Source organism: Heyndrickxia coagulans DSM 1 = ATCC 7050 (genome assembly GCF_000290615.1).
Taxonomy (GTDB): Bacteria; Bacillota; Bacilli; order Bacillales; family Bacillaceae_C; genus Weizmannia; species Weizmannia coagulans.
In genome coordinates, this window is sequence record NZ_ALAS01000215.1 from 1 (window position 1) to 21,477 (window position 21,477).

At 48.8% G+C, this 21,477-nt stretch carries 21 protein-coding genes; 8 read left to right on the top strand and 13 right to left on the bottom strand.

The window, feature by feature from the left end:
- Positions 1-322 precede the first annotated feature (322 nt).
- The 3 genes from hemY to hemE all read right to left on the bottom strand — a co-directional run bounded on the left by hemY (position 323) and on the right by hemE (position 3,827).
- On the bottom strand, positions 323-1,753 hold the full coding sequence (gene hemY / locus IC21_RS11680; protein WP_029141739.1) for a protoporphyrinogen oxidase: 1,431 nt from the start codon (positions 1,751-1,753) through the stop codon (positions 323-325).
- 68 nt (positions 1,754-1,821) lie between these two features.
- Positions 1,822-2,772, bottom strand: coding sequence for a ferrochelatase (gene hemH / locus IC21_RS11685; RefSeq protein ID WP_019721777.1), 951 nt, complete (start codon positions 2,770-2,772; stop codon positions 1,822-1,824).
- On the bottom strand, positions 2,772-3,827 hold the full coding sequence (hemE, locus tag IC21_RS11690) for a uroporphyrinogen decarboxylase (protein ID WP_029141740.1): 1,056 nt from the start codon (positions 3,825-3,827) through the stop codon (positions 2,772-2,774). Before hemE ends, hemH begins: the two co-directional genes overlap by 1 nt.
- Positions 3,828-4,236: 409 nt before the next feature.
- Here hemE and IC21_RS11695 point away from each other — a divergent pair, with 409 nt between their 5' ends.
- The 3 genes from IC21_RS11695 (at position 4,237) to IC21_RS11710 (ending at position 7,985) form a co-directional block, all read left to right on the top strand.
- Positions 4,237-4,749: an antibiotic biosynthesis monooxygenase family protein gene (locus tag IC21_RS11695; RefSeq protein ID WP_029141741.1), complete on the top strand. Its 513-nt coding sequence runs from the start codon at positions 4,237-4,239 to the stop codon at positions 4,747-4,749.
- A gap of 415 nt (positions 4,750-5,164) precedes the next feature.
- The gene (locus tag IC21_RS11705) at positions 5,165-6,559 is read left to right on the top strand and encodes a hypothetical protein (protein ID WP_029141356.1); all 1,395 of its coding nucleotides are present in this window, start codon (positions 5,165-5,167) and stop codon (positions 6,557-6,559) included.
- A 244-nt stretch (positions 6,560-6,803) separates the two neighbouring features.
- A complete protein-coding gene (locus tag IC21_RS11710) occupies positions 6,804-7,985 on the top strand; it encodes a M20 family metallopeptidase (RefSeq protein ID WP_019721772.1) in 1,182 nt (393 codons plus the stop codon).
- 15 nt (positions 7,986-8,000) lie between these two features.
- Here the strand turns inward: IC21_RS11710 and IC21_RS11715 are convergent, their stop codons facing one another.
- The 3 genes from IC21_RS11715 to IC21_RS11725 are packed head-to-tail and all read right to left on the bottom strand — an operon-like array spanning position 8,001 to position 10,278.
- Positions 8,001-8,273, bottom strand: coding sequence for a hypothetical protein (locus tag IC21_RS11715; RefSeq protein ID WP_142236772.1), 273 nt, complete (start codon positions 8,271-8,273; stop codon positions 8,001-8,003).
- 57 nt (positions 8,274-8,330) lie between these two features.
- The gene (locus tag IC21_RS11720; RefSeq protein ID WP_029141744.1) at positions 8,331-9,545 is read right to left on the bottom strand and encodes an ABC transporter permease; all 1,215 of its coding nucleotides are present in this window, start codon (positions 9,543-9,545) and stop codon (positions 8,331-8,333) included.
- Positions 9,532-10,278 (bottom strand): ABC transporter ATP-binding protein, encoded by a 747-nt coding sequence (locus IC21_RS11725; RefSeq protein WP_013858728.1) that lies wholly within the window; start codon positions 10,276-10,278, stop codon positions 9,532-9,534. The genes IC21_RS11720 and IC21_RS11725 overlap by 14 nt, the downstream gene beginning before the upstream one ends.
- A 489-nt stretch (positions 10,279-10,767) precedes the next feature.
- Between IC21_RS11725 and IC21_RS11735 the strand changes: the two genes are divergently transcribed.
- Together IC21_RS11735 and IC21_RS11740 are read left to right on the top strand one after the other, a co-directional pair.
- Positions 10,768-11,181, top strand: coding sequence for an HIT family protein (locus IC21_RS11735; RefSeq protein ID WP_019721768.1), 414 nt, complete (start codon positions 10,768-10,770; stop codon positions 11,179-11,181).
- Positions 11,182-11,414: 233 nt separating this feature from the next.
- Positions 11,415-11,939 carry a tryptophan transporter gene (locus tag IC21_RS11740; RefSeq protein WP_029141747.1) on the top strand — a complete coding sequence of 175 codons (525 nt, stop codon included), beginning with the start codon at positions 11,415-11,417 and terminating at the stop codon, positions 11,937-11,939.
- Positions 11,940-11,981: 42 nt separating this feature from the next.
- Here IC21_RS11740 and yhzF read toward each other — a convergent pair whose 3' ends face one another.
- The gene (gene yhzF / locus IC21_RS11745) at positions 11,982-12,170 is read right to left on the bottom strand and encodes a membrane protein YhzF (RefSeq protein ID WP_013858725.1); all 189 of its coding nucleotides are present in this window, start codon (positions 12,168-12,170) and stop codon (positions 11,982-11,984) included.
- A gap of 261 nt (positions 12,171-12,431) precedes the next feature.
- Here yhzF and IC21_RS11750 point away from each other — a divergent pair, with 261 nt between their 5' ends.
- Both IC21_RS11750 and IC21_RS11755 read left to right on the top strand, forming a co-directional pair.
- Positions 12,432-12,794 (top strand): YtxH domain-containing protein, encoded by a 363-nt coding sequence (locus tag IC21_RS11750; protein ID WP_019721766.1) that lies wholly within the window; start codon positions 12,432-12,434, stop codon positions 12,792-12,794.
- A 144-nt stretch (positions 12,795-12,938) separates the two neighbouring features.
- Entirely contained in the window at positions 12,939-13,505 is a 567-nt protein-coding gene (locus IC21_RS11755; RefSeq protein WP_029141748.1) for an HTH-type transcriptional regulator Hpr, read from the top strand.
- A gap of 14 nt (positions 13,506-13,519) precedes the next feature.
- On the opposite strand, the gene IC21_RS11760 is transcribed toward IC21_RS11755, so the two are convergent.
- Together IC21_RS11760 and IC21_RS11765 are read right to left on the bottom strand one after the other, a co-directional pair.
- Complete coding sequence (locus tag IC21_RS11760; protein WP_019721764.1) at positions 13,520-13,849, bottom strand: DUF1878 family protein; 330 nt, start codon at positions 13,847-13,849, stop codon at positions 13,520-13,522.
- Between the two features lie 534 nt (positions 13,850-14,383).
- On the bottom strand, positions 14,384-14,476 hold the full coding sequence (locus IC21_RS11765) for a YjcZ family sporulation protein (RefSeq protein ID WP_017550228.1): 93 nt from the start codon (positions 14,474-14,476) through the stop codon (positions 14,384-14,386).
- Between the two features lie 299 nt (positions 14,477-14,775).
- On the opposite strand from IC21_RS11765, the gene IC21_RS11770 reads away from it, so the two are divergent.
- Positions 14,776-15,648, top strand: coding sequence for a peptidylprolyl isomerase (locus tag IC21_RS11770; RefSeq protein WP_029141749.1), 873 nt, complete (start codon positions 14,776-14,778; stop codon positions 15,646-15,648).
- 49 nt (positions 15,649-15,697) lie between these two features.
- Here the strand turns inward: IC21_RS11770 and IC21_RS11775 are convergent, their stop codons facing one another.
- From IC21_RS11775 to IC21_RS11790, 4 genes are all read right to left on the bottom strand, one after another.
- Positions 15,698-15,892, bottom strand: coding sequence for a sporulation YhaL family protein (locus IC21_RS11775; RefSeq protein ID WP_013858718.1), 195 nt, complete (start codon positions 15,890-15,892; stop codon positions 15,698-15,700).
- Positions 15,893-16,028: 136 nt separating this feature from the next.
- The gene (gene yhaM, locus IC21_RS11780; protein ID WP_013858717.1) at positions 16,029-16,973 is read right to left on the bottom strand and encodes a 3'-5' exoribonuclease YhaM; all 945 of its coding nucleotides are present in this window, start codon (positions 16,971-16,973) and stop codon (positions 16,029-16,031) included.
- A gap of 143 nt (positions 16,974-17,116) precedes the next feature.
- Positions 17,117-20,104: an AAA family ATPase gene (locus IC21_RS11785; RefSeq protein WP_029141750.1), complete on the bottom strand. Its 2,988-nt coding sequence runs from the start codon at positions 20,102-20,104 to the stop codon at positions 17,117-17,119.
- Positions 20,101-21,372, bottom strand: coding sequence for a metallophosphoesterase family protein (locus tag IC21_RS11790; RefSeq protein WP_029141751.1), 1,272 nt, complete (start codon positions 21,370-21,372; stop codon positions 20,101-20,103). The genes IC21_RS11785 and IC21_RS11790 overlap by 4 nt, the downstream gene beginning before the upstream one ends.
- Between the last annotated feature and the right edge of the window lie 105 nt (positions 21,373-21,477).

Below are 21,477 nucleotides of genomic sequence, written 5' to 3' on the forward strand. Positions count from 1 at the left end.
CTCTAATTATTTAAATTATTACATATTTAGCCGCATTTTTGGGGGGGATAGTTAAATTATCACGAAAAATTTTTACTCCTCAGAGCTGATCCGGGAACCATGATGCTTCCGGCCAAGTCTCTGCAGTGCTTTTCATTGGCGCATTTTTCATTCGTTTCTTCAAGTAAAAGCATTCCTTCGTTGGGAATGATCTCCCGCCGCTGCGCCATACTTGCATGGCAACGCGCCGGAAAAGATTTTACACATGTATGCTTCCCGTTTTCGTGACAATAAAAACGGCAGGTGCCAGCCGAATGCACCATGCCGCTTTCTTCATCACCTATTAAAATTCAGCCCGAAGCCGGAAGTACCGGAGCATCTCGCTAACCGCCGCCCTTCCCTGGGAGATGCAGTCCGGCACGCCGACCCCGTTAAACGAGCTGCCGGCAAAAGAAATGCCCGGCAATTCGTTTTTGGCTGCCGCTAAAATTTTCCCGATTCTTGCTTTATGGCCCACCGTATATTGCGGCATCGCATATTTCCAGCGGGAAACAACAGTAAACTCCGGTTCTGCTGTTATTTCCATGATTTTATTTAAATCTTCCAGCACGATTTTCTGAATCCTGTCATCCGCGAGATCGACGACTGCGGATTCCGCTGACCGGCCGATATAGCAGCGGAGCAACGCCTTTCCTTCCGGTGCTGTATGCGGCCATTTTTTATGCGTCCAGGTGCAGGCGGTAATTGTATAATCACTGTTTCTCGTCACCACAAAGCCTGTCCCGTCAATGTCTTTTTTCACCGCGCTCTCCGGAAACGCCATCGAGACTGTTGCAACAGATGTGGATGGCACCTTTTCAAGCGGCGCAAAAAAAGCATACTTTGAAAAAATATGGGGGAGCGAAAAATGAGGAAGGGCCGAGATAATATAATCCGCTGTGATGCGGGTTCCATTTGTCAGTGTGATCCTGTAATCCCCGCCGCCCGTACTCATTTCAACCGTATCCACTGTCACGCCCTTCATGACCGCCTCAGCGCCGATTTTTTCCTCAAGTGCTTCAACGAGCGTTTCGAGGCCGTTTTGAAAGGTTAAAAAAGCCCCCTTATTCCGGGTTGGCCTGGAGTCTTGCGCAAATTCCGCCGCTACTTTTTTCATGCCGAGGATCAGGCTTCGGTGTTTTTGGACAGCCTCGAAAAATTGAGGCTGCGTTGCCAGCACGCTCAGCTCGTCGACATCTCCGGCATACACCCCGAACAATAATGGTTCGACAAGGTTTTCCAGCACTTCTTCACCGAGCCGGTAGCGGACAAAATCCCCGACTGACCGGTCTTCGCCGGTATTTTTCCGGGAAAGGATCAAATCGCAGAGCGCCCGGATTTTGCCGGTAACAGAAAACAAAGGAGAAGCAAAAAAAGGCGCCAATCTTGTCGGAATGCCCATCACAGAACCTCTTGGCACCGGATAGAGCTGTTGGTTTAATAAAATATAAGATTTGCCTGTCGCATTGGATACGAGGGAAGGCGACAGCCCGAGATCTTCTGCCAGATGCAAAGCGCTTTGCTTTCTTGCCAGAAAAGAATCCGGCCCGCGTTCAATGACAAATCCGTCCCGCCTGACCGTCTGGATTTTTCCGCCAAGCCGGCGCCCTTTTTCCAACAATATCACATCAAACGGCAGCTGTTGGTCCTCAACAAGGCGCCGCAAATAATAAGCAGCTGTCAAGCCGGTGATTCCGCCGCCAAGCACAGCTACTTTTTTTCTGTTTCCGGCCATTGTCAGCACCTTCTTTGGCAATAATGTCATGTTTTATGGAAATCCGTGAAAAAATCTCAGGCGGCTGCCTATTCTTGCGGCAGCAACCCTGATTTTGTTTTTTTCAAAACAGCCTCAGCCAGCGAATCAATAAAAGCCGGGTTGTCATTCGGCATTTCCGGGCGGTAATACGATGCGCCAACTGAATCGCAAACTGCCTTGCACTCATAATCATTATCATATAAAACTTCCAGATGTTCCGCAACGAACCCGACCGGCGCATAAATGAAGGCTTTATAATGATGTTTTTCATACAGCGTTCTTGTAAGGTCTTGCACATCGGGGCCGAGCCACGGATCCGGCGTATTGCCTGCACTTTGCCAGCCGACTGCATACGTCTGCACGCCCGCTGCCTCCGCAATCAGATCAGCGGTTTCCCGGATTTGTTCCGGATACGGATCGCCGTACTGCAGAATTTTTTCCGGAAGGCTGTGGGCGGATACAATCAAGCAGGAAGACGTGCGTTCTTCTTCACTCATTGTAGCATACGTTTTCTTCAATTGATGTGCCCAAAAATCGACAAATTTCGGTTCATCATACCAGCTTTCGACCGATTGGATGGCGGGCCCGCCCAGTTTTGCCGCTGTTTCTTTCGCCCTTTCATTGTACGATTTCACGCTGAAAGCCGAGTAATGCGGCGCAAGCACGATCGATACCGCTTCTTCAATACCGTCATCATGCATTTGTTTGACTGCATCTTCAATAAAAGGTTCAATATGTTTTAAGCCGATATAAGCTTTAAATTCTGCCCCGTCTTGCCGTTCATTCAACCTCGATTCAAGCGCATATGCCTGGTTTTCCGTTATTTTGGCAAGCGGGGACAAGCCTCCGATTGCTTTATACCGGCGTTTCAAATCTTCCAGCAACTCATCCTGGGGCCTTCTCCCGTGCCGGATATGGGTATAGTAACGCTCAATATCTTCTTCTTTATACGGCGTGCCGTACGCCATCACGAGCAGTCCGATTTTTTTCTTTTCCATTATGCTTCCTCCTGTTGTTTTCTTTCGCTGTATTCATGAATAAACGTTGTCAGCCTTTTTAATGTTTCCGGACGGACATCAGGGGTGACACCATGCCCGAGGTTAAAGATGTAACCCGGCTGCGCCATGCCTTCGTCCAGTATGGCGGCCGCCTTTTCTTGAATAACTTCCCACGGGGCCAAGAGCACGGCGGGGTCAAGATTCCCCTGGATTGCTTTTGTCACGCCGAGCGCGCGCGCTTTTTGGATCGGCAGCCGCCAGTCGAGGCCAACCACATCAATTGGCAGGCTGTTCCATTCCAGCGCCAGATGACCGGCCCCGACACCGAACAGGATGAATGGGGCATTCTCTTTTTGCAATGCGGTAAATATCCGTTCCATCACAGGTTTAATATAATTGCGGTAATCCGCTGCATTTAAAGCGCCCACCCATGAATCAAATATTTGGATGGCACTCGCACCGGCTTTGATTTGCGCTTTTACATACACAATGATCATATCTGCCAGTTTTTCCATCAGTGCAAACCACGCTTTTGGTTCTGTATACATAAACGCTTTTGTTTTTCGATAATCTTTTGAAGGCCCCCCTTCAATCATATAACTGGCCAAAGTAAAAGGCGCGCCGGAAAATCCGATCAATGGAACCGTCAATTGTTCCTCCGTTAACAGCCGGATCGTCTCCAGTACATAGGGAACATCTTCTTCCGGATACAACTCCCCCAATTTTTCCACATCTTTTAACGAAGAAACTGGGTTATGTATAACAGGGCCTGCCCCTTTGAGGATTTCAACTTCCACACCGAGGGCGGGGAGCGGTGTCATGATATCTTTATAAAGAATGGCGGCATCCACATCATAATGCTCTACCGGCAGCCTTGTCACATATGCGCAAAGTTCCGGCTGATGCGTGATGTCGAACAGAGAATACTTTTCTTTCAGTTTACGGTACTCGGGCTGGGATCTGCCGGCCTGCCGCATATACCAGACGGGGACGCGGCCTGCCTGTTCTCCCCTTGCCGCTTTTAAAAGGGAATCGTTTAAGATCTTTTTCTTCAAATGTTATCCTCCTCACGCCACACAGTCACCATTTATTTTATAATAATTCTTTTCAAATAAAAACTATTTTATCCTGAGAGGGCAATATCTTTTTTTACTATAATCGTTTCAAAAAGCATTGTGCAGCCAGCTCTTCCAACTGTCACAAATTTGCCGTATTTTGCTTTTCCCCGGTTTGTACGCGAAATTCAGCCTGTGTCCGCTATCGGCCCGGTTTTTCCATTATTATCTAATTTTTTGCCGTTTCCTTCCCTCCGGCGCCTCCCCGGCACAGGCAGAAAAGATGAAAAGGCGTGAGCCGCTTCCCTATTTATTAACCGCTTTCAGCCGTCGTCTTTATTTTGAAAAACTTTACAAATTGAACAGCGGAAAGATATACGTTAAACTGGAAGCAAAGAGGGGTGATAGAATGAATGCATATATCACAACGGGTACTTATGACTTTCTCTTAAAAATAAAGGAAAAGTATCCCGATGAAAAGATGGTGCTGCTGCAGAACTCGGAACATGCGCTGTTGTTGCACGAAACGGAGGGGAAAACCGTTTTTGCCTCGCCACGCCGTTATCAGCTGGCTGCCTCCAGCGGAAATTTGGAAGACGGCATATTCTTCATTTTTACCCATCTTCCGATTCCGGATGAAGGAAAACCGGTTTACGAATTCCACTTCAAAAAAAACACCCCGGCCATAGAAAGCAAGCCCGGCTTTGCAGCATACCGGCTCCTCCGCCCGGTAAAAGGGGATACGTATATCGCCATTACCGGCTGGAAAGACGAAGAGAGTTTCGAAAAGTGGAAGCGTTCCATTGATTATTTGCTCGTCCACAGCCTGGATCTGACAGAAATTGGCGCAAACAAGATCACGTATGACGCCCCAGCTTTTACAAAAGAATATGTCATCCCGCAAGATGAAGAGGAAGGATAAACAGATCCCGGCCGCCTGCTCAGGCAGCCGGGATCTGTTGCTGTAACCGCCCGTTAAGCAGGCTGCCGGCCGGCCCCGCGATATACACGGACCATTTCAGGAACCGGAAGAATGGGCGATTGGAAAAATTCCAGAGCGGGAAAGTGGGAGTGCCAATCGGGAAAAAAATTTAGTCCGCAGCCTGTCTTTCCGCGCCCGGCCTGCAAATCAGCCGCGAAAAAGGCAGGCCAGTACAGAGATTCAAAAACTAGGTACACTGATTTGCAAAGGTTCCGGAACAGGATAGGCAGGTAAAACCGTGCCTGCACGCCCAGCAGATGGCCTGCGGCATGATCCGGAGGGTGGCAGGCATTATCGTGACAGTCACCCATTTCTTGCCCCCGCCATATATTGCATCAAGAAGGGGGCAATGGAAATGGGCATTGATTTGACTGCCATTCACTTTGTATATTTGATGTTTATTCTTTTCATTATCCTGATGATGGTCCTGAAAAAGGATACGTCCCTTGTATGTATTGCCGGTATTTTCATCATTGCATGGATTGCAACTGGATCGTTCACTGCGTCTGTCAGCGGTATTTTTACGAGTTTTGTATTTGCGATCAAAGAATTGCTGCCCATCATTCTTGTCATTTCCATAATCGTCTCGATGAGCAGGAGCATGCTTGATACCGGAATCAATGATGTGATGGTGGCCCCGTTCGCAAAACTGATAAAAGGGCCGAATCTTGCTTTTTGGATCATCGGCTTTTTAATGCTGTTTATCTCGACTTTCTTTTGGCCATCCCCTGCTGTCGCGCTGATGGGGGCTGTGCTTTTGCCGGTTGCGATCCGGGTCGGGCTGCCGGCGATCGGCGTGGCTGTTGCCATGAACTTGTTCGGGCACGGGATCGCCCTCTCCGGCGACTATGTCATCCAAGGGGCGCCGAAACTGACGGCTGACGGCGCCGGCATTCCTGTATCGTCCGTCATAGAAGCAAGCGTCCCACTCGTCATTGTGATGGGCGTGGTGACGACCGTTACCGCTTTTTTGCTGCTTAAACGCGATATGAAAAAAGGCTTGCTTGCTGCCGGAGAGAAACCGGCCGGGAGCACTGCACCGCCTGATGCAAAAGTCCCCGGGCTCAAGCCGGTATACAAAAAACTTTTTGCTTTTTTTATTCCTGTGTTTTTCATCCTTGACATCGTTGCCATGGTTCTTTTTCATTTGCAGGGGGATGCGGCAACCGCACTCGTTGGCGGCACCTCGATCATGATCTTGCTTCTCATTACAATGGCCGGTTCCCGTAAAAGCGGCTTTGAAAAAGTGACAAAATATTTGATAGACGGCCTGCAGTTCGGTTTCCAGGTGTTCGGCCCCGTCATTCCGATTGCCGCATTTTTCTATCTTGGCGGCGATGGTTTCCATACGATGATCGGCGCCGATCTGCCGGGCGCTTCACGGGGGATTGTAAATGATCTCGGCGGCGCCCTGGCATCGGTTATGCCGGTCTCAAAAGAAATCGGCGCACTGACAACAGCCGGAGTCGGCGTCATTACCGGCCTTGACGGTTCGGGATTTTCCGGCATTTCGCTCGCCGGCTCAATTGCAGCGCTGTTTGCCCATGCAATCGGTTCGGGAGCCGCCACCCTGACCGCGCTTGGGCAAATTGCCGCAATTTTTGTCGGCGGGGGAACGATCATTCCGTGGGCATTAATTCCAGCTGCTGCCATTTGCAATGTCGACCCGTTTGAACTGGCAAGGCGCAATTTAATCCCTGTCATCACCGGCCTCATTGTGACAACAATTGTCGCGATGTTTCTAATCTGACCGCAGAGCAGGCTGGAAACGGGGCGGCTGAAGCTATGGTCTCTCCATTCGCGCAGGCCAACAGCGGCCCGTTTAGACACGGTGCTGTAATGGATGGAGTAAGGCGCCCGTCCATTCACATATGCCAACAGCGGCAGCCTGCATCCGCAGGTGCCGCTTCCTTTTAGCTGTTACCGCGATAAAGCAGCAGACTTTTTCACAATTATGGTATAATAGTAAAAATAACAGGTTGGGGGAATCGCAGATGACAGTGTTGGAAAAATTACATAAAAAACTGGACGGTTTTTACCCGGAAATGGTGGAGACAAGAAGATATCTCCATATGCACCCGGAACTGTCCTTTAAAGAAGTAGAAACAGCCCGTTATATTTCTGATTTTTACAAAAACCTCGGCATCCGGCCGCGCGAACATGTCGGCGGAAACGGTGTCGTCGCCCGTATAAAAGGCGCAAAGCCGGGAAAAACAATTGCGCTCCGGGCCGATTTTGACGCGCTGCCGATTCAGGAAGAAAATGATGTGCCCTATCAATCACAGGTGCCGGGTGTGATGCACGCATGCGGACACGACGGGCATACGGCGGCACTGCTGATGCTCGCCAAAGCCATACATGAAGTGAAAAGCGAATTGGAAGGCGAGTATGTTTTCATCCATCAACATGCCGAAGAATACGCGCCGGGCGGGGCAAAAGCCATGATCGAAGACGGCTGTCTCGAAGGCGTGGACGCCATTTTCGGCACGCATTTATGGGCAACGGTCCCGGTTGGCCACATCCAGTACCGGAAAGGGCCGTTCATGGCGGCTGCCGACCGGTTTGAAGTGACGATCCAGGGCCATGGCGGGCATGGCGCCCAGCCCCATCTTTCGAAAGATGCAGTCGTGGCCGGTGCGCAACTTGTCACGAATCTCCAGCAAGTCATCAGCCGCCGGATTAATCCGATCCGGTCCGCGGTTTTAACGGTCGGGTCCTTTTCTTCCGGCGATGCTTTCAATATCATTGCCGATACGGCGAAAATCACGGGCACGGTCCGGACATTTGACGAAGATGTGCGGGACAGGGTGGAAAAAGAAATCGAAAGGATCATCCAAGGCACATGCCTGGCCGCGGACTGCACATATGATTATGACTATTTCCGCGGATATCCGCCGGTTGTGAACCATGAGGCTGAAACAGCATTTTTGGCGGACTGCGCAAAAGAAATCGAAGGCGTCACCCAAGTGGAAGAAGTCGACCCGTCGATGATCGGGGAAGATTTTGCCTATTACTTACAGCATGTAAAAGGCGCCTTTTTCTTTACAGGGGCGGACCCGGAAAAAGCCGACCCGGCCTATCCGCATCACCATCCGCGCTTTGACATTCATGAAAAAGCGATGCTCATTGCCGCCAAAACTTTGGGCGCAGCAGCCATCCGGTACCAGAACGCCTGAAAAAGCGCTCAAGCATCAGCGTTGCCAGCCCGGCTTTTTTCCTGGCAAGCCGGGCGTTTTGAAAAACCGCTGCAGGCGTAGGGGCCGTTTTTTCGGCAAAAACTTGCAATTGCTAATGCAAGGGGCGGCTTTTTGGCCGGTGGCTGAAACGCCATAGACGGGCGCATTGCTAAAAACGGCACCGGACGGATTGGGCATGAAAAAACGGCACAGGCTCTCCGGCTTGTGCCGTTTTTTCATGTTTACGGGCAGGTTGCCACCTGCTTTAACCGAACCCGCCGCTTGCATGAGGAGCCTGTGCCGTTTTTTTAAGTTGACGGACAGGGCATGCACTCCGGCCCGACGTTACTGGCGCCGGATTTTTCCGGGGACATACCAGGCGACAAGCAGCCAGGAAAATACGGCTCCTGCCGCAAGAACGAAAAGGCCGTTCATCCACAAGCCGTTCAATGCGGCCGCCGCTGCAAAAATGGCCGTCTGCACATACAGGCAGACTGCAAGCAGCCGGATAAAAGATGTTTCTTTTAACATGCGGGGCACCGGATAAAGGCGCAGCCAGATTTTTAAATCGTGGGAGCCGATCATCGGAATCATTTGGAAAGCTGTCAAATAAATAAACACGACGGCAAGAACGAGCGCGAGCACCCGTTCATGGCTGAAAAACAACAGCACGGCCCCGATTGCGGTCAGCCGCACAAAAAGCCCGAAATACTGGCTTGTCCTGAGGAACGTGCGGGCAAATAAATATTGATAAGTATGTTCCTGGCCGTATCGGATGCCGGCGAGGAGCGGATCGAGCCATTTGCGCCGTTTGACCTGCCCTTTGAGTTCCGGCACGTCGGCAAACAGATTTGCAAACCGGTAAAAACCCATCAGCCGCCTTTGCTCGCGTTCAATGAGCGCATCCCATCTGAGTGTCCGTTTTTGGGCGAGCCGGTAAAAATACAGAAACAAGCCGAGCATAACGGCAGCCAGAATGCCCACAAGAAAGAGGCTTGCCTCATTGACAACGAGAAACACAAACGCGGCGCTTAATGCAAACCGGATGATCCAGTCGAAAACAGGGGCATACGGTTCCGGCAGTTTATACACATTCCAGCTCAAAAGCAGGTTCCACATTTTTAACGCGAGAAGCAGGACCAGCAGGCCAAAAAAACGGCCGAATCCGTGCCCCGTAACAGCCGCATACATCGGCATCAAAGCGGCAAGTACAAACAAAAGCAGATAAGCTTGAATACTGAAAGAAAACAGGATCGCTTTTTTAAAAAACGGGCGCATCCGCGTTTCCATCGGGATAAGGAATACCCGGTCCGCTTCTTTTAACAGCGTGTACACCGGGCTCGCCGCCAGAAACAGCCCGAGCAAAAGGCCCATTACAAGGGCAACGGGAAAATCCGGACCGAGATGCTTCACCCAGCGGCTATAGTAAAAAGCGGCGGCACCCAGCCCGAAAATCAGCACAAACAGCAAATGGTCATTAAAAATATACCGGGTATAGCGCCTTAAGTTTTTTAAATAGGAAGCAAACCTTTCTTTCCAAAGAAGGTCAATTTCGTTCATCGTCATCTTCCTTTGTCAATTGGATATATAAATCATCCAATGTTGCGCCGGGCATCGAAAATTGCTGCTGAAGCTCTTCCAATGTTCCTTTCGCGCGGATCCGCCCGTTATGCAAAATGATAAATCCGTCGCAATACCGTTCTGCCGTTGCAAGAATATGGGTGGACATCAGGATTCCCGCCCCCTTTTTTTTCATCGTGCCCATCAAATCCAGCAGTGACTGGATGCCGAGCGGGTCGAGGCCGAGAAAAGGCTCGTCAATAATGTACAGGCTCGGCTCGACTAAAAAGGCGCACATAATCATCACCTTTTGCTTCATGCCTTTTGAAAAATTGGCCGGAAACCAGCCAAGCTTTTTATGCAGGCGGAATTCCTTTAATAAAGGCGCGGTTCTGTCCGCATAGGTTTTTTCATCGATGCCGTATGCCATTGCCGCCAGTTTCAAATGTTCTTCCAGCGTCAGTTCCTCATATAAAATCGGGGTTTCCGGTATGTACGAAAACTGCTTCCGATAAGCGTCCGGATCCGCGTTTAAGTTTTTGCCGTTGATCGTGATCCGCCCTTTTTTCGGCTCCATTAACCCGATAATATGCCGGATGGTCGTACTTTTTCCGGCGCCGTTTAAACCGATCAGCCCGACCAGCTGCCCCGCTTCTACCGTAAATGAAACATCTTGAATCACAGGTTTTTTCGTATATCCGCCTGTTAAGGACGCCACTTCCAATAATGTCATCTAAAGAACCCCTTTGTGTCAAAAGTTCTGATCTGTACCGTTATTGTACCATGAAAGCGTTCATGACTGAATGCCAACTGCGCGCCTAAAAAATTTTTGCGGTACGCATGTATAAATTCCAGCCATTTGCCCATCCTATACTTGCAGGGGAAACATGCAATCGGGGTGGTTGTCAAAGACCAGTAACGATGCTTTACATTAGCCATAACCGACTTCCAGGCATCTTTTACAATGAGGTGCTGGCGGTGAATCTGTTTAAAGGCGATGCACTTTAAACGTTACCCAATAAGGGGATGATCGCGTTGGAAAAAGTTAAGGAAGCCCATTATCAACCATATCATTCGTAAATGAAGTGTTGATCAAAGGCGCTTTTGGCTAGTTGAAAAACCCTGCAGAACGGGGCGGAAACGCAGGTTTCCGCCCCGTTTCCTTTTCTTTCGCCTTTTCATCCGTTATAATGAAATCAAAAAAATGGAAAGGTTGATCAAAATGTGTATTTTTTGCAAGATTATAAACGGTGAAATCCCGAGTGCAAAAGTGTACGAAAACGAGCATGTATACGCTTTTCTTGACATCAGCCAGGTGACAAAGGGCCATACCCTGATTGTCCCGAAAATACATAAAGAGAATGTCTACGAACTGACGCCGGAGATTGCCCGCAATTTCTTTGTATCCGTCCCGGTCGTAGCCAATGCTTTGAAAGCGGCATTCCAGCCGGAAGGGCTCAACGTGCTGAACAATAATGGCGAGATTGCCGGCCAGTCTGTATTCCATTATCATATGCACCTGATCCCGCGATATGGAAAAGGAGACGGCTTCGGGGCAGTCTGGAAAACACATGAAAAAGATTACAGCCAGGAGGACCTCCGGCAAATCGCCGCGGAGATTTCCCAAAATATATAAGCCGCACCGGGCAGCACCGGTGAAAAATCCCATTTTTGCGTCTTTGCAGCCGGTTTCGCGCTTATTTTATTCAGCGGCCATTTGGGCTGCTGTTTTTTTGTTGCGCCCAATTTGTTCAAAACATGCGCCACTTTTTCCGTCTGCATGCTATAATAAGGTTAATCTTTCGCCGCCGGCCATGAGGGTACGGCGGGAAAGCACCAGATGAGATGAGAACAGGAGAGTGGAGACAGATGAAGACAAAATCCCTTGTCAGCTTGGCGTTGCTCGTTGGGATCGGCACGGTATTACACACGGTGATTCCGGGCTTTGTGTTCGGGATGAAACCGGATATGATGCTTACCATGATGTTTATCGGCATTATTTTGTTCAGGGAGAAAAAATACGTACTGTTGCTTGGTGTGCTGACCGGCATCATTTCCGGCCTGACTACCAGCTTCCCGGGCGGTTTTTTCCCGAACATCATCGATAAATGCATCACTTCTTTTGCTTTTTACGGTTTGCTTCTCGCGTCCGGAAAACTGGCAAAAAAGCTGCCGGCACTTATTGTATTCACGGCCGTCGGCACACTGATTTCGGGCATCATTTTCTTAGGATCCGCGTTTTTCATTGCCGGGTTGCCAGGGCCTTTTGCCATTTTGTTTGGCACCGTTGTTTTGCCGGCAACCGCGCTCAATGCAGTTGCGATGTTTATTCTTTTTCCGATCGTCTCAACCGTTGCAAAGCGCACAAATGCCGCCCACAGCATACAAGCGTGAAAATGGCCGCCGGGTTTCCGGCGGTTTTTTTCGCTGCGCAGCTTAAAATAAGTGAAACAGAGCGGCAAGAAGCAGGAAAACCATTCCGGCCGTTCCGAAAAATGCGATCCTTTTTCTGATGATTTTCCGCGGCGGATAAATTCTTCTTTTCTGGTACAGCAGCATGTGCCGGACCATCGCGGCAAACAGGACAACGCCGGCCATTAAAAAGCAGAAAGCAACACGCCCCAACGAACTCCCCCTCTTTTCTGCCTGGACTATTACATCATATGCCCTGATGCGGATTAACATGTACCAGACAGGGGTAAAGAACAAGCAGAAGGAACGCGCAAAGTTCGCTCTTTTGTCCTTCATCCCGCCTATGAAGGACCGTTCGCGTCCAGGCTTGGAATATCGCTTTGGGCAAGGGCGGCAAAGAAGAAAGAGAACTTTGCAAAAGGCTGGGAAATTCTATATCATGAGGATAAAAGACCATTGCAGGAGGTGCTTTCCATGAACAAGTCCAGTTTATTTTACGGATTACTGGTTGGGGCAACAGCAGGCGCTGTTTCCGTCCTTTTCACCACACCCGCTTCCGGAAAAAGAGTACGGGAAGCCATCAAAAATAACTCCGGTGATTTCATTGAATCAGCCAAAAGAATCGCCGAAAATGTGAAAGACTTAAAAGAATCCGTCGAATCGTTTTCAACGGAAGGCAAAAAAGTTGCCACGAACGTAATGGAGGAACTCCAACATTGTATCGAAGAATGGCAAAAAAGCATTGAGCCAAACAAAGAAGCCCTGCAAAATGAAATCAAGGACATCCGGAAAACGATTGAAAACATGGAACAACAAATGGAGAAAAAATCTTCCTGAATTTTCGCTGCCCGGAAAGCGGTTGCCGCTTTCCGGTTTTTTTCTTTGCTGTTCATTTCAAAAAAATTTTGTATATTGTTTTTTATTACTTTTTATTTTACTGGCATAATGATAATATATAGGGTAAGGGGTGATGGGAAAAATATGACGGAACAAATGTTGACGACCAATGAGTATCTTCTATTTTGCAAAAGGGTCACGCAATTGTCGAAAGCGCTCTGGAAAACGATTGAAAAAGACTGGCAGCAATGGATTAAGCCTTTTGATCTGAACATCAATGAACATCATATTTTATGGATAGCCTATCATTTAAAGGGCGCATCGATTTCGGACGTGGCAAAATTCGGGGTGATGCACGTATCAACAGCCTTTAATTTTTCGAAAAAGCTTGAGGAGCGCGGCTTGCTCGAATTCTCAAAAAAGGAAAACGACAAGCGGAACACGTATATTCAATTAACCCATAAAGGAAGAGAGATTTTTTTGAAATCGCTGGAAGCGTTTAACCCGAAAAAAAGCTCTGTCATACAGGGCACAATGCCGCTATACGATCTTTACGGCAAATTTCCGGATATGATGGAACTGGCTGCGATCGTACGCCAAATTTACGGCCAGGATTTTATGGACATTGTGGAAAATTCCATTTTCAACAGGGAGCTGGATGACGCCATTGAAACGGAACTGTTGGAAAAACCTTCACTGAACCGCTTTTGACCCGTTTCGGACAGCTACAAATTCCGTTTCAATGCCTTCATTAATTCAGGATACAGCCCCTGCTGCAAACAGGCGGCAATCACTTCCGCCGGCTGCAGTTTTTCATGCAGGGAATCCTTAAACTTTTGAAAAAGCGGATAAAAAAATACAAATTTGTCCGCCTTCTGTTCTTTCAACTCATCGCTCAAACGATCGCACAACGCATAAAATTGTTCAATGTCCTGTTTTGAAAGCTGTTTTTCCATAATCAGCCTGAAAAAAGGATATTGGCCGGTCCCGAACATTTTTAAAAGCAATGTTTGATAAAATTCCAGTCTTTCCAGCTTTTGTTCAATCGATTCCATTCAGTTCCCTCGTTTATATGTTTTTATGGTTCAGCTAAGAACAGCGCGGCCCCGGCTATAGACAGGGCCTGTTTTCCGGCAAGGCCCATTGTCCTGCCGGCCCTTAAAAACTTCCCCGCGGCATCCGCCACGAGCGGTACAAGCAGTGCCTGTTAAAAATGAATAGTCGTTCATCCACCTTGCATGGAAAAGATCAGCGTGCATCACACATTTGCCATCCGAAAGACAGGCGGAACGTTACGAATCCAGGGTTCAAAACCGGAGCACTCCGCCTTTATTTTACTGCAAATTTTCGGGAGGGGGCCCGGCCGGCATGTATGTGCTTGTTTTTTTACAGGTTACGCTTTCTTTATATTATACTTTATCAACGTATTGACAAGCCATCTATGTACAAAAAAAGAAATACCGGAAGAACACCAGCCCGGATTTTTTTGGACAATCAACATCCTCATGACCATTTTACTGTTTTCCTCCTACCTTGGCATTCCATAACAGCGCACAACAAGAAAGGCCGGCTGCTGCCGGCCCCAAATTTTACCAAGCCCAGGATGCACCAATAATGATCAATAAAATGAACAACACAACCAGTAAGGCAAAGCCGCCTCCGTAAGCTGCTCCTCCGCTCATTCCATCCACCTCCTCTTGTTTCATACGTATATTATTCATCCGCCCCTGTATTGGTTAAGGCTTCCGTCTATTTGCCGGCCTAAATTTCACAAATCCGCAATGGAACTCCACATCATATCCTATGCTGCAAACATCCATCCTGCCCTCTGCAAACGCCTGCCCCATATGAAAAGAAGATTGGCATGGTGTGAAAATTCCATAAGAAACCTGGCAATCCCTTTCTTTTCTCTTTCAATTTATGTTATAGTAGTGGTTGTAAATCTCTCTTGCACGACAAAATGAATAGGAGTTGTTTTTGAATGAAGAAATGGGTACTATCCCTTGTTTTGGCAGGCAGCGTGTTCGGACTTGCAGCATGCGGCAACAGCGGCAACAGCGCCGTCGTTAAGACGAAAGCCGGAAATGTTACCAAAGACGAATTATATAATGCAATGAAGGATAAATATGGTTCAACTGTGCTTCAGCAGCTTACCATTGAAAAAGTCCTGTCCAAAAAATACACTGTCAAAAAGAGCGAAGTTGACAAACAAGTAAACGATGCAAAAAAACAATTGGGCAGCTCATTTGATACAGCGCTGCAGCAATACGGTTATGCAAACGAAAAAGATTTCCGCAACAGCGTGAAAGTCAGCCTGCTTGAACAAAAAGCTGCAGAGGCGACAATCCATCCAACGGAAAAACAATTAAAAAATTATTATAACAATGATATAAAACCGGAAATTAGAGCGCGCCATATTCTTGTTTCCAGCAAGTCGAAAGCAGAAGATATCAAGAAACAACTGGATAAAGGCGCCGATTTTGCGACATTGGCCAAAAAGTATTCAACCGACACCGCAACAGCTTCTAAAGGCGGAGATCTCGGCTGGTTCGGTGCAGGCGAAATGGACAGCGATTTTGAAAATGCTGCATATAAGCTGAAAGTCAATGAAATCAGCGGCCCTGTTAAGACTTCTTACGGCTACCATATTATTCAACTGACCGGTGAAAAAAAGAAAAAACCGTACAGCGAAATGAAAAAAGACGTCGTCAAACAATATAAAGCATCGAAAGTAACAACGGAAAAAATCCAGTCCGCTTTGAAGAAAGAATTAAAAGCGGCTGACGTAAAAGTAAAAGATGAAGATTTGAAAACGACTTTTGACTCCCTGCTCGGGACTTCATCAAGCAAATAATGCTGCACAAAAAACCGCCCATCCGATTATGGGCGGTTTTTTGTGGCCGTTATGCTTCATGGGCTTTTTCAGCTTCACCGCTGCGCAGTTCTTTTTCTTTATGCATCCTTTCAATAAAGACTTCCCCTTCTTTTTCAATCCATTCCTGTTCCTGTTCGTGTTCTTCCCTGGCTGTTTTCACCGCCATAAACGCACATATGACGATGCCCGCCACAACAAAATAAATCCAGATCGGGAAATCCATGTTTTTCCCTCCTCTTCGGTTTGTCCCTGCTATAATGTATGGCGCAATCCATTAAAAAATGCCTTTCATTTTGAAAGGCATTTTAAAATTTTTTCACCGGACGGGCGCTTTCCAAACGTTTGCATTTCTATGAATCTCACTGATGAAACGCCGGTTTGTAAAAAGAGCGGTTATCAAGCGCATAAATCCGGTCCGAGAATTCGCCCGGTTTGACATTGCGGAGCGCACGGTCAAGCATATTCATTTTCGCATCAATATTATCAATATAGTGGAGAATTTCCGCCTCTTTAATCATCGGGGGCTTGGCGCTTCCCCATTCCGCTTTCCCGTGGTGGGAGATCACCATATGTTCCAGCACCATCACTTCTTCTCCGTGGATTCCGAGTTCCTCCGCTGCCTTTGCAATTTCGCTGACCATAATCGAGATATGGCCGAGCAAATTCCCTTCAGCCGTATAAGTTGTTGAGACCGGGCCGGACAGTTCCTGCACCTTTCCCAAGTCATGCAAAATGACACCGGCATACAACAAATCCCGGTCGAGTGACGGATAGAGGCCCGCGATTGCCTTGGCAAGGTCGAGCATGGAGACAACATGGTACGCCAGCCCCGATACGAATTCGTGGTGGTTTTTCGTTGCAGCCGGATAGACAAGGAACCGCTTCTGGTATTTTTTCAGCAGATGCCGGGTCAGCCTTTGGATATTTGGGTTTTTCATATCAAAAATGTACTGGGTGATTTTTCCTATCATTTCTTCCTGCGATACCGGGGCCGTTTCGATAAAATCGGCAATCCGGACGCCGTCCCCCGGTTGTGCCGGATGGATTTGGCGGATCTTCAGCTGCAGCCGCCCGCGGTAATTTAAAATGTCCCCGGTTACTTTTACAATCGTCTCCGGTTTGTATGTTTGTTCGTCCTGCTCGGTCGCATCCCAGAGCTTCGCTTCGATATCCCCGGTCCGGTCCTGCAAAATCAGTGTTAAAAAAGGTTTGCCGTTGCTCGCGATCCCCTTTGTTGCGTGTTTGATGAGCAGAAACGCGTCAAACTGCTCGCCCACCTCATAGTAGAGTAGCCCTTTTGCCATACATGAATCCTCCGATCTAACCCCTGATTATTTGTCTTAAAGTATACCATAATCCGGCCGCAATCCGCTTTTTATCTCAACCGGCTTTGCTTGTGTGTTTCCCTGCCGTGTTGAAATACAGGCATTCGGACCCGCCCCTCTTTTTACGGCTGAATGCGGCTGATGTTTCCGGATCCCGCCATCCCTTGATCGTGTACAGCCCCCAAGGTTTTCACCCCATGGCCTTTAAAAAACCGGAGCATCGGCTGCTGGCATGTAAAAAGCAGCACCTGCCTCGATTCGCTCACCTGGTCCAGCAGCCGGGCCATTTTCTCTGTCCGGTAAATATCAAAATTAACAAAGCCGTCATCAATGACAACCGGGGACGGAAATTCCCCGCCGAGCGCCTCCGCAAGGGAAAAACGTAAAGCAATATACAGCTGTTCCGCCGTTGCCTGGCTCAGCTCATTTGCGGCAAACAGCACATCATCACGCCGTTTAACATAAAAACGGCTATCCTCCCCGCCCATATGGAGGGAGACATACGATCCGTTTGTTAAACATTGCAAATACGCTTCGGCTTTGTGCAGGACTTGCGGAAAGCGGGTTTCCCGGAGCCGCTTCATCATGCCGGAAAGCAAACGTTTTGCCGTGGCATACCGCGCCCATTCAAAAGCTTCTTCCCGGAATTCCGAAAGCGCGCTGTAATATTCATGCAGTTTTTCGGTAAACGTTCCGCCTTTTTCCAACCTGTCCAGTTCAAACCGGATTTCCATCGATTCTTTTCTCATGCTGCGGAGCGCGTTTGCCTTTTCCACGATTTTTTCTTCCAGCTTTTGCTTTTCCTGTTCCAACATAGAAACATCTTTTACCGTTTCGAGCCGTTCCAGGTCTTCCCGGCTGATCCGTAAATCCATGATTTCCAGCTGGCCGGACAATTTTTCGTATTGCTGAAAAAGGCTGCCGGCTTTCCGGAAATCTTCCTCATTCACGGCACCGGCAAGGGCAAAAAGCTTTTTGATCTCATTATCTGTTGCTTCCGCTTCCGATTCAAGCAGCTGCACTTGTTCTTCCAGCTCGGCACATTTCTTTTCCCATTCCTGCCGGCGGATTTTTCTTTCCTGTTGTTCCGCACAGGCTTGCTGCAGCAACAAGATGCCTTCCTGGCGCAAAGGCCAGTTGACATGGAGCCGGGACCACAGTTTTTCCATCCTTTCTTCAAATGCCGAACGGGAATCGGCAAGCTGCGCCAGTTTCTTTTCGATACGCGTCCGCTCGCGCATTTTCCCGCTTAATTCCGTCAAAAGTTGGAATGCTTCGGGCAGCTGTCTTGGCCGGAAGCCGTCACCCAATTGCAAAGTTTGCCTGAAACGGCTGATTTCTGCCAGCAGCTGTCTTTCTTCCGCTTCCAGGCGCTGTTTCCGGTTTTGCATTTGCCGGCCGTTCTGTTCGCCTTCCTCAAGTTTCAAAATGAGCTGTTTCCAGTTTTCGCGCAGCTGTTTCTGCCGTTCATATTCATGCCAGTCCGTGTCCCCCTCTTTCCAATTCCGCAGTTCTTTTTCCTTTTCCCCCAGTTCCTGTTCGAGCGCGCGGATTTCTTGTTCCAACGGGTTCCGGTTTCCCTTGAAAGCATGGTAGCCTGACACGATTGCGCCGAGCACAAAAACGCCCAAAAACAAGTATTGCCCTGTGAGAAAACTCCACACGCCGGCCATCAGAAACAATAATGCAAGGCCGAAAAACAGGAAAGAGGGCTTCCGGACCTCATCCGCCATTTTTTTCAGGCGGGAAAGCTGCTGTTTCCCGCGCCTGATATCGGCTTCAAGCAATGATTTTTTTTCCTTTTCCTGCCGCTTTGCCGATAAATCGCGAAAAGCCTCTTCGGATACGAGCTCTTTTTCCAAAAGTGCGCATTCCTGCTCAACAGCGTTCATCCGGGCCCGCAAGTCCTCAAGCTGTGCCTGTAAAGCATCGCTGCGGGTACGGTGGCGGTCATACGCCCTTACGAGGGTGCTGAGCCTTTCTTTTGCCGCAATGCTTAAGTCAAGCTGTGGAACTTTTTCAACTTGCGATGCCGTAAGATGCAGCATTCCCGCTAATTCGGAGATTTGGCTGTCCAGGATGTCGCATTCAGATTGGAGGCGCTCCGTTTCCGCCTGCCACCCGCGGTATTGCGGCCAGTCATCAAGCAGCTTTTTGATCTCCCCTTCATGCCTGACAAAAAGCGGGTCCGGCTGCTCTCCTTCCATTTTTTCCACCAGCACCTGTTTCTGTTTTTTAACGGCTGACAGGCGCCCGGAAGAAGCGCGCCATTCCGACATCAGCCCGTCGAGGCGCCGGATTCCGTCAGCGGGGAAACGGACGGGGCCGATTTCCGAAAGCTGCAGTTTGACATGCTTTCTTTCCGCATAGAGCGGCCAAAGGCTTGTGAGGTGTTCATACTGCTGAACCGTTCCCCTTAAGGCTTCCAGCTCCGCTTCCGCTTCTGCCTGTGCTGCTTCAAGCGCTGCCAGCCGGGCTTTCCATTCGCCGTAACGGCCGTTTTCCGCTTTCAGGCGATTCAGTTCTTTTTCCATAGCCTGAAGTTTCCGGAGTTGCACGTTCAATACCGGTTTCCGCCCGTTCGGTTTAAAACGCGCTTCCATTTCCTTTTCGAGTTCCCGTTCCGCCGAAAGCAGCGCATCCGTCCCGATCGTCCCTGCGGCAAATAAATAGCGGCTGATATCATCGCCTGTTAATTTGCGGATTTCCTGGAGGCTTTGCAGATTAAAAGAATAAATGGACTGGAACATCTGCCGGTTCATCCCGTTTAAAACATGTGCAAGCGCCTCTTCGCCGCCTGTTCTGCCATTTGCAAAAGTGACGGACACTTCTCCGGCTGCCCTTCCTTTTATCCGTTCCACCGTTATGTTTCCGTCTTTTTCTGTTTCCAGGACGAGCCGCCCGCCGTACACCGCTGAAAATTTCGGCTCATAGCGCTGCCCGTTTTGCTGCCTTGAAGGAAACCCGAATAAAACGGCTTCAATAAAAGCCATGAAGGTTGATTTGCCGGCTTCGTTTTCCCCGTAAATGACCTGCAGATCTGAAAGGTTTTCCATATGAAAATCAACTAGCCGGCCAAAACCGTATATATGGACCTCCCGTATTTTCATCGTTTCCCCCTGCCTTTCAACTTCTCAAAAACAGCCGCTTCCGCTTCCAACAGAAGCCTCTGCTTTTCGTCTCCGTCCAAGTCCAGGTAGCGGCCCGCATACATGTGGCTGTACAGCGGGGAGACCGCTTCATCTATGGAAGTTTCTTCCAATTGCGCCAGCGTCTTCTTCATTTCCTGCAAAATAAAACCGTCATCCCGTTCGGATAAGAGGGCATTTTCAGGCAGTGTGATGCGGTGTACCCAGACAAAGTTGCGGTCTGCTTCTTCGCCTTCCTGCAGTACTTCCATCAGCTCGCCGTTTTTCACTTTTCCAAGCGCTTCATCATCCAGCAAATCCGGATCTTTTATCTCCAATTGCAAAAATACGCCCTGCGCCTCTTTTCTTTCTTCTTCAAGGGCATGGCGGCAAGCTGTGTAAAGGCTATTAAAATCATTAGCGCCTTTTGCGGAAACGGCGCGCCTTTCCCATAAAATATCTGCCGTCTCATGGAACGCGGCATGCGCGCCAAGCGGATCCATTTCGGCAACCATACAGCCTTTCGGGCCCGTTTCTTTCCGGTTTCTCCCCTGGATATTCCCGGGATAAATGATATAGGGATCCGTATGTAAAATCTGCTGTTTGTGGATATGGCCGAGCGCCCAGTAATCCATCCCCTTTTCCAGCAAATCCCGCAAGGCAAAAGGAGCATAAGGCTGGTGCATTTTCGTCCCGCCTTCAAGATAACCGTGCAGCATGCCAATATGGAAATCGGCCTCCCCCGTTTTCCTGTATTCATCCGTTTTATTCTCCAGCACGTGCCGCTTCGGGTAGCTGAACCCGTACATATGGACTTTCGACCCGTTTTTAGCTGTAAAGGATTTGGTTTCGACACGCTCGGAAAATATCTGGACATTTCCAGGCATGTCCAGTTTTGTCCATGACCCGCTTAAATGGTCGTGATTGCCGTGCAGCACAAATACGGCAATGCCGGCCTCTTTGAGCCGCTCAAACTGCTTCTTCAGCCTCACCTGAGCTTTCAGGCTGCGGTCTTCCCCGTCGTATAAATCCCCGCATATCAGCAGGAAATCCGCTTCTTTTTCAATTGTAAGGTTACAAACATTTTCAAATGCCCGGAAAGTGCTCTCCTTTACCCGTTCAAACAGCGCCGGCGGAAGCTTGCGTAGCCCCGCAAACGGGCTGTCAAGGTGCAGGTCGGCCGCATGGACAAAGCGAATCCTTTTCAACGCCATCACTCTTTCGCGAAAAAATAAACGGCAGTTTGCCATTTTATTGTGAAATCCAAACTGTTCGTAATAAAACACATTTCACAGAATATATGTTCTATCTCCATTATAAAAGGTTTGGCACGTTCAGGCAACAAAAAAATGGCT

Bases quoted from the DNA above. Each gene is read 5' to 3' on its own strand.
- hemY (WP_029141739.1), bottom strand. From the start codon at position 1,753: ATGGCCGGAAACAGAAAAAAAGTAGCTGTGCTTGGCGGCGGAATCACC.
- hemH (WP_019721777.1), bottom strand. From the start codon at position 2,772: ATGGAAAAGAAAAAAATCGGACTGCTCGTGATGGCGTACGGCACGCCG.
- IC21_RS11695 (WP_029141741.1), top strand. From the start codon at position 4,237: ATGAATGCATATATCACAACGGGTACTTATGACTTTCTCTTAAAAATA.
- IC21_RS11705 (WP_029141356.1), top strand. From the start codon at position 5,165: ATGGGCATTGATTTGACTGCCATTCACTTTGTATATTTGATGTTTATT.
- IC21_RS11710 (WP_019721772.1), top strand. From the start codon at position 6,804: ATGACAGTGTTGGAAAAATTACATAAAAAACTGGACGGTTTTTACCCG.
- IC21_RS11715 (WP_142236772.1), bottom strand. From the start codon at position 8,273: ATGCAAGCGGCGGGTTCGGTTAAAGCAGGTGGCAACCTGCCCGTAAAC.
- IC21_RS11720 (WP_029141744.1), bottom strand. From the start codon at position 9,545: ATGAACGAAATTGACCTTCTTTGGAAAGAAAGGTTTGCTTCCTATTTA.
- IC21_RS11725 (WP_013858728.1), bottom strand. From the start codon at position 10,278: ATGACATTATTGGAAGTGGCGTCCTTAACAGGCGGATATACGAAAAAA.
- IC21_RS11735 (WP_019721768.1), top strand. From the start codon at position 10,768: ATGTGTATTTTTTGCAAGATTATAAACGGTGAAATCCCGAGTGCAAAA.
- IC21_RS11740 (WP_029141747.1), top strand. From the start codon at position 11,415: ATGAAGACAAAATCCCTTGTCAGCTTGGCGTTGCTCGTTGGGATCGGC.
- IC21_RS11750 (WP_019721766.1), top strand. From the start codon at position 12,432: ATGAACAAGTCCAGTTTATTTTACGGATTACTGGTTGGGGCAACAGCA.
- IC21_RS11755 (WP_029141748.1), top strand. From the start codon at position 12,939: ATGACGGAACAAATGTTGACGACCAATGAGTATCTTCTATTTTGCAAA.
- IC21_RS11760 (WP_019721764.1), bottom strand. From the start codon at position 13,849: ATGGAATCGATTGAACAAAAGCTGGAAAGACTGGAATTTTATCAAACA.
- IC21_RS11765 (WP_017550228.1), bottom strand. From the start codon at position 14,476: ATGAGCGGAGGAGCAGCTTACGGAGGCGGCTTTGCCTTACTGGTTGTG.
- IC21_RS11770 (WP_029141749.1), top strand. From the start codon at position 14,776: ATGAAGAAATGGGTACTATCCCTTGTTTTGGCAGGCAGCGTGTTCGGA.
- IC21_RS11775 (WP_013858718.1), bottom strand. From the start codon at position 15,892: ATGGATTTCCCGATCTGGATTTATTTTGTTGTGGCGGGCATCGTCATA.
- yhaM (WP_013858717.1), bottom strand. From the start codon at position 16,973: ATGGCAAAAGGGCTACTCTACTATGAGGTGGGCGAGCAGTTTGACGCG.
- IC21_RS11785 (WP_029141750.1), bottom strand. From the start codon at position 20,104: ATGAAAATACGGGAGGTCCATATATACGGTTTTGGCCGGCTAGTTGAT.
- IC21_RS11790 (WP_029141751.1), bottom strand. From the start codon at position 21,372: ATGGCAAACTGCCGTTTATTTTTTCGCGAAAGAGTGATGGCGTTGAAA.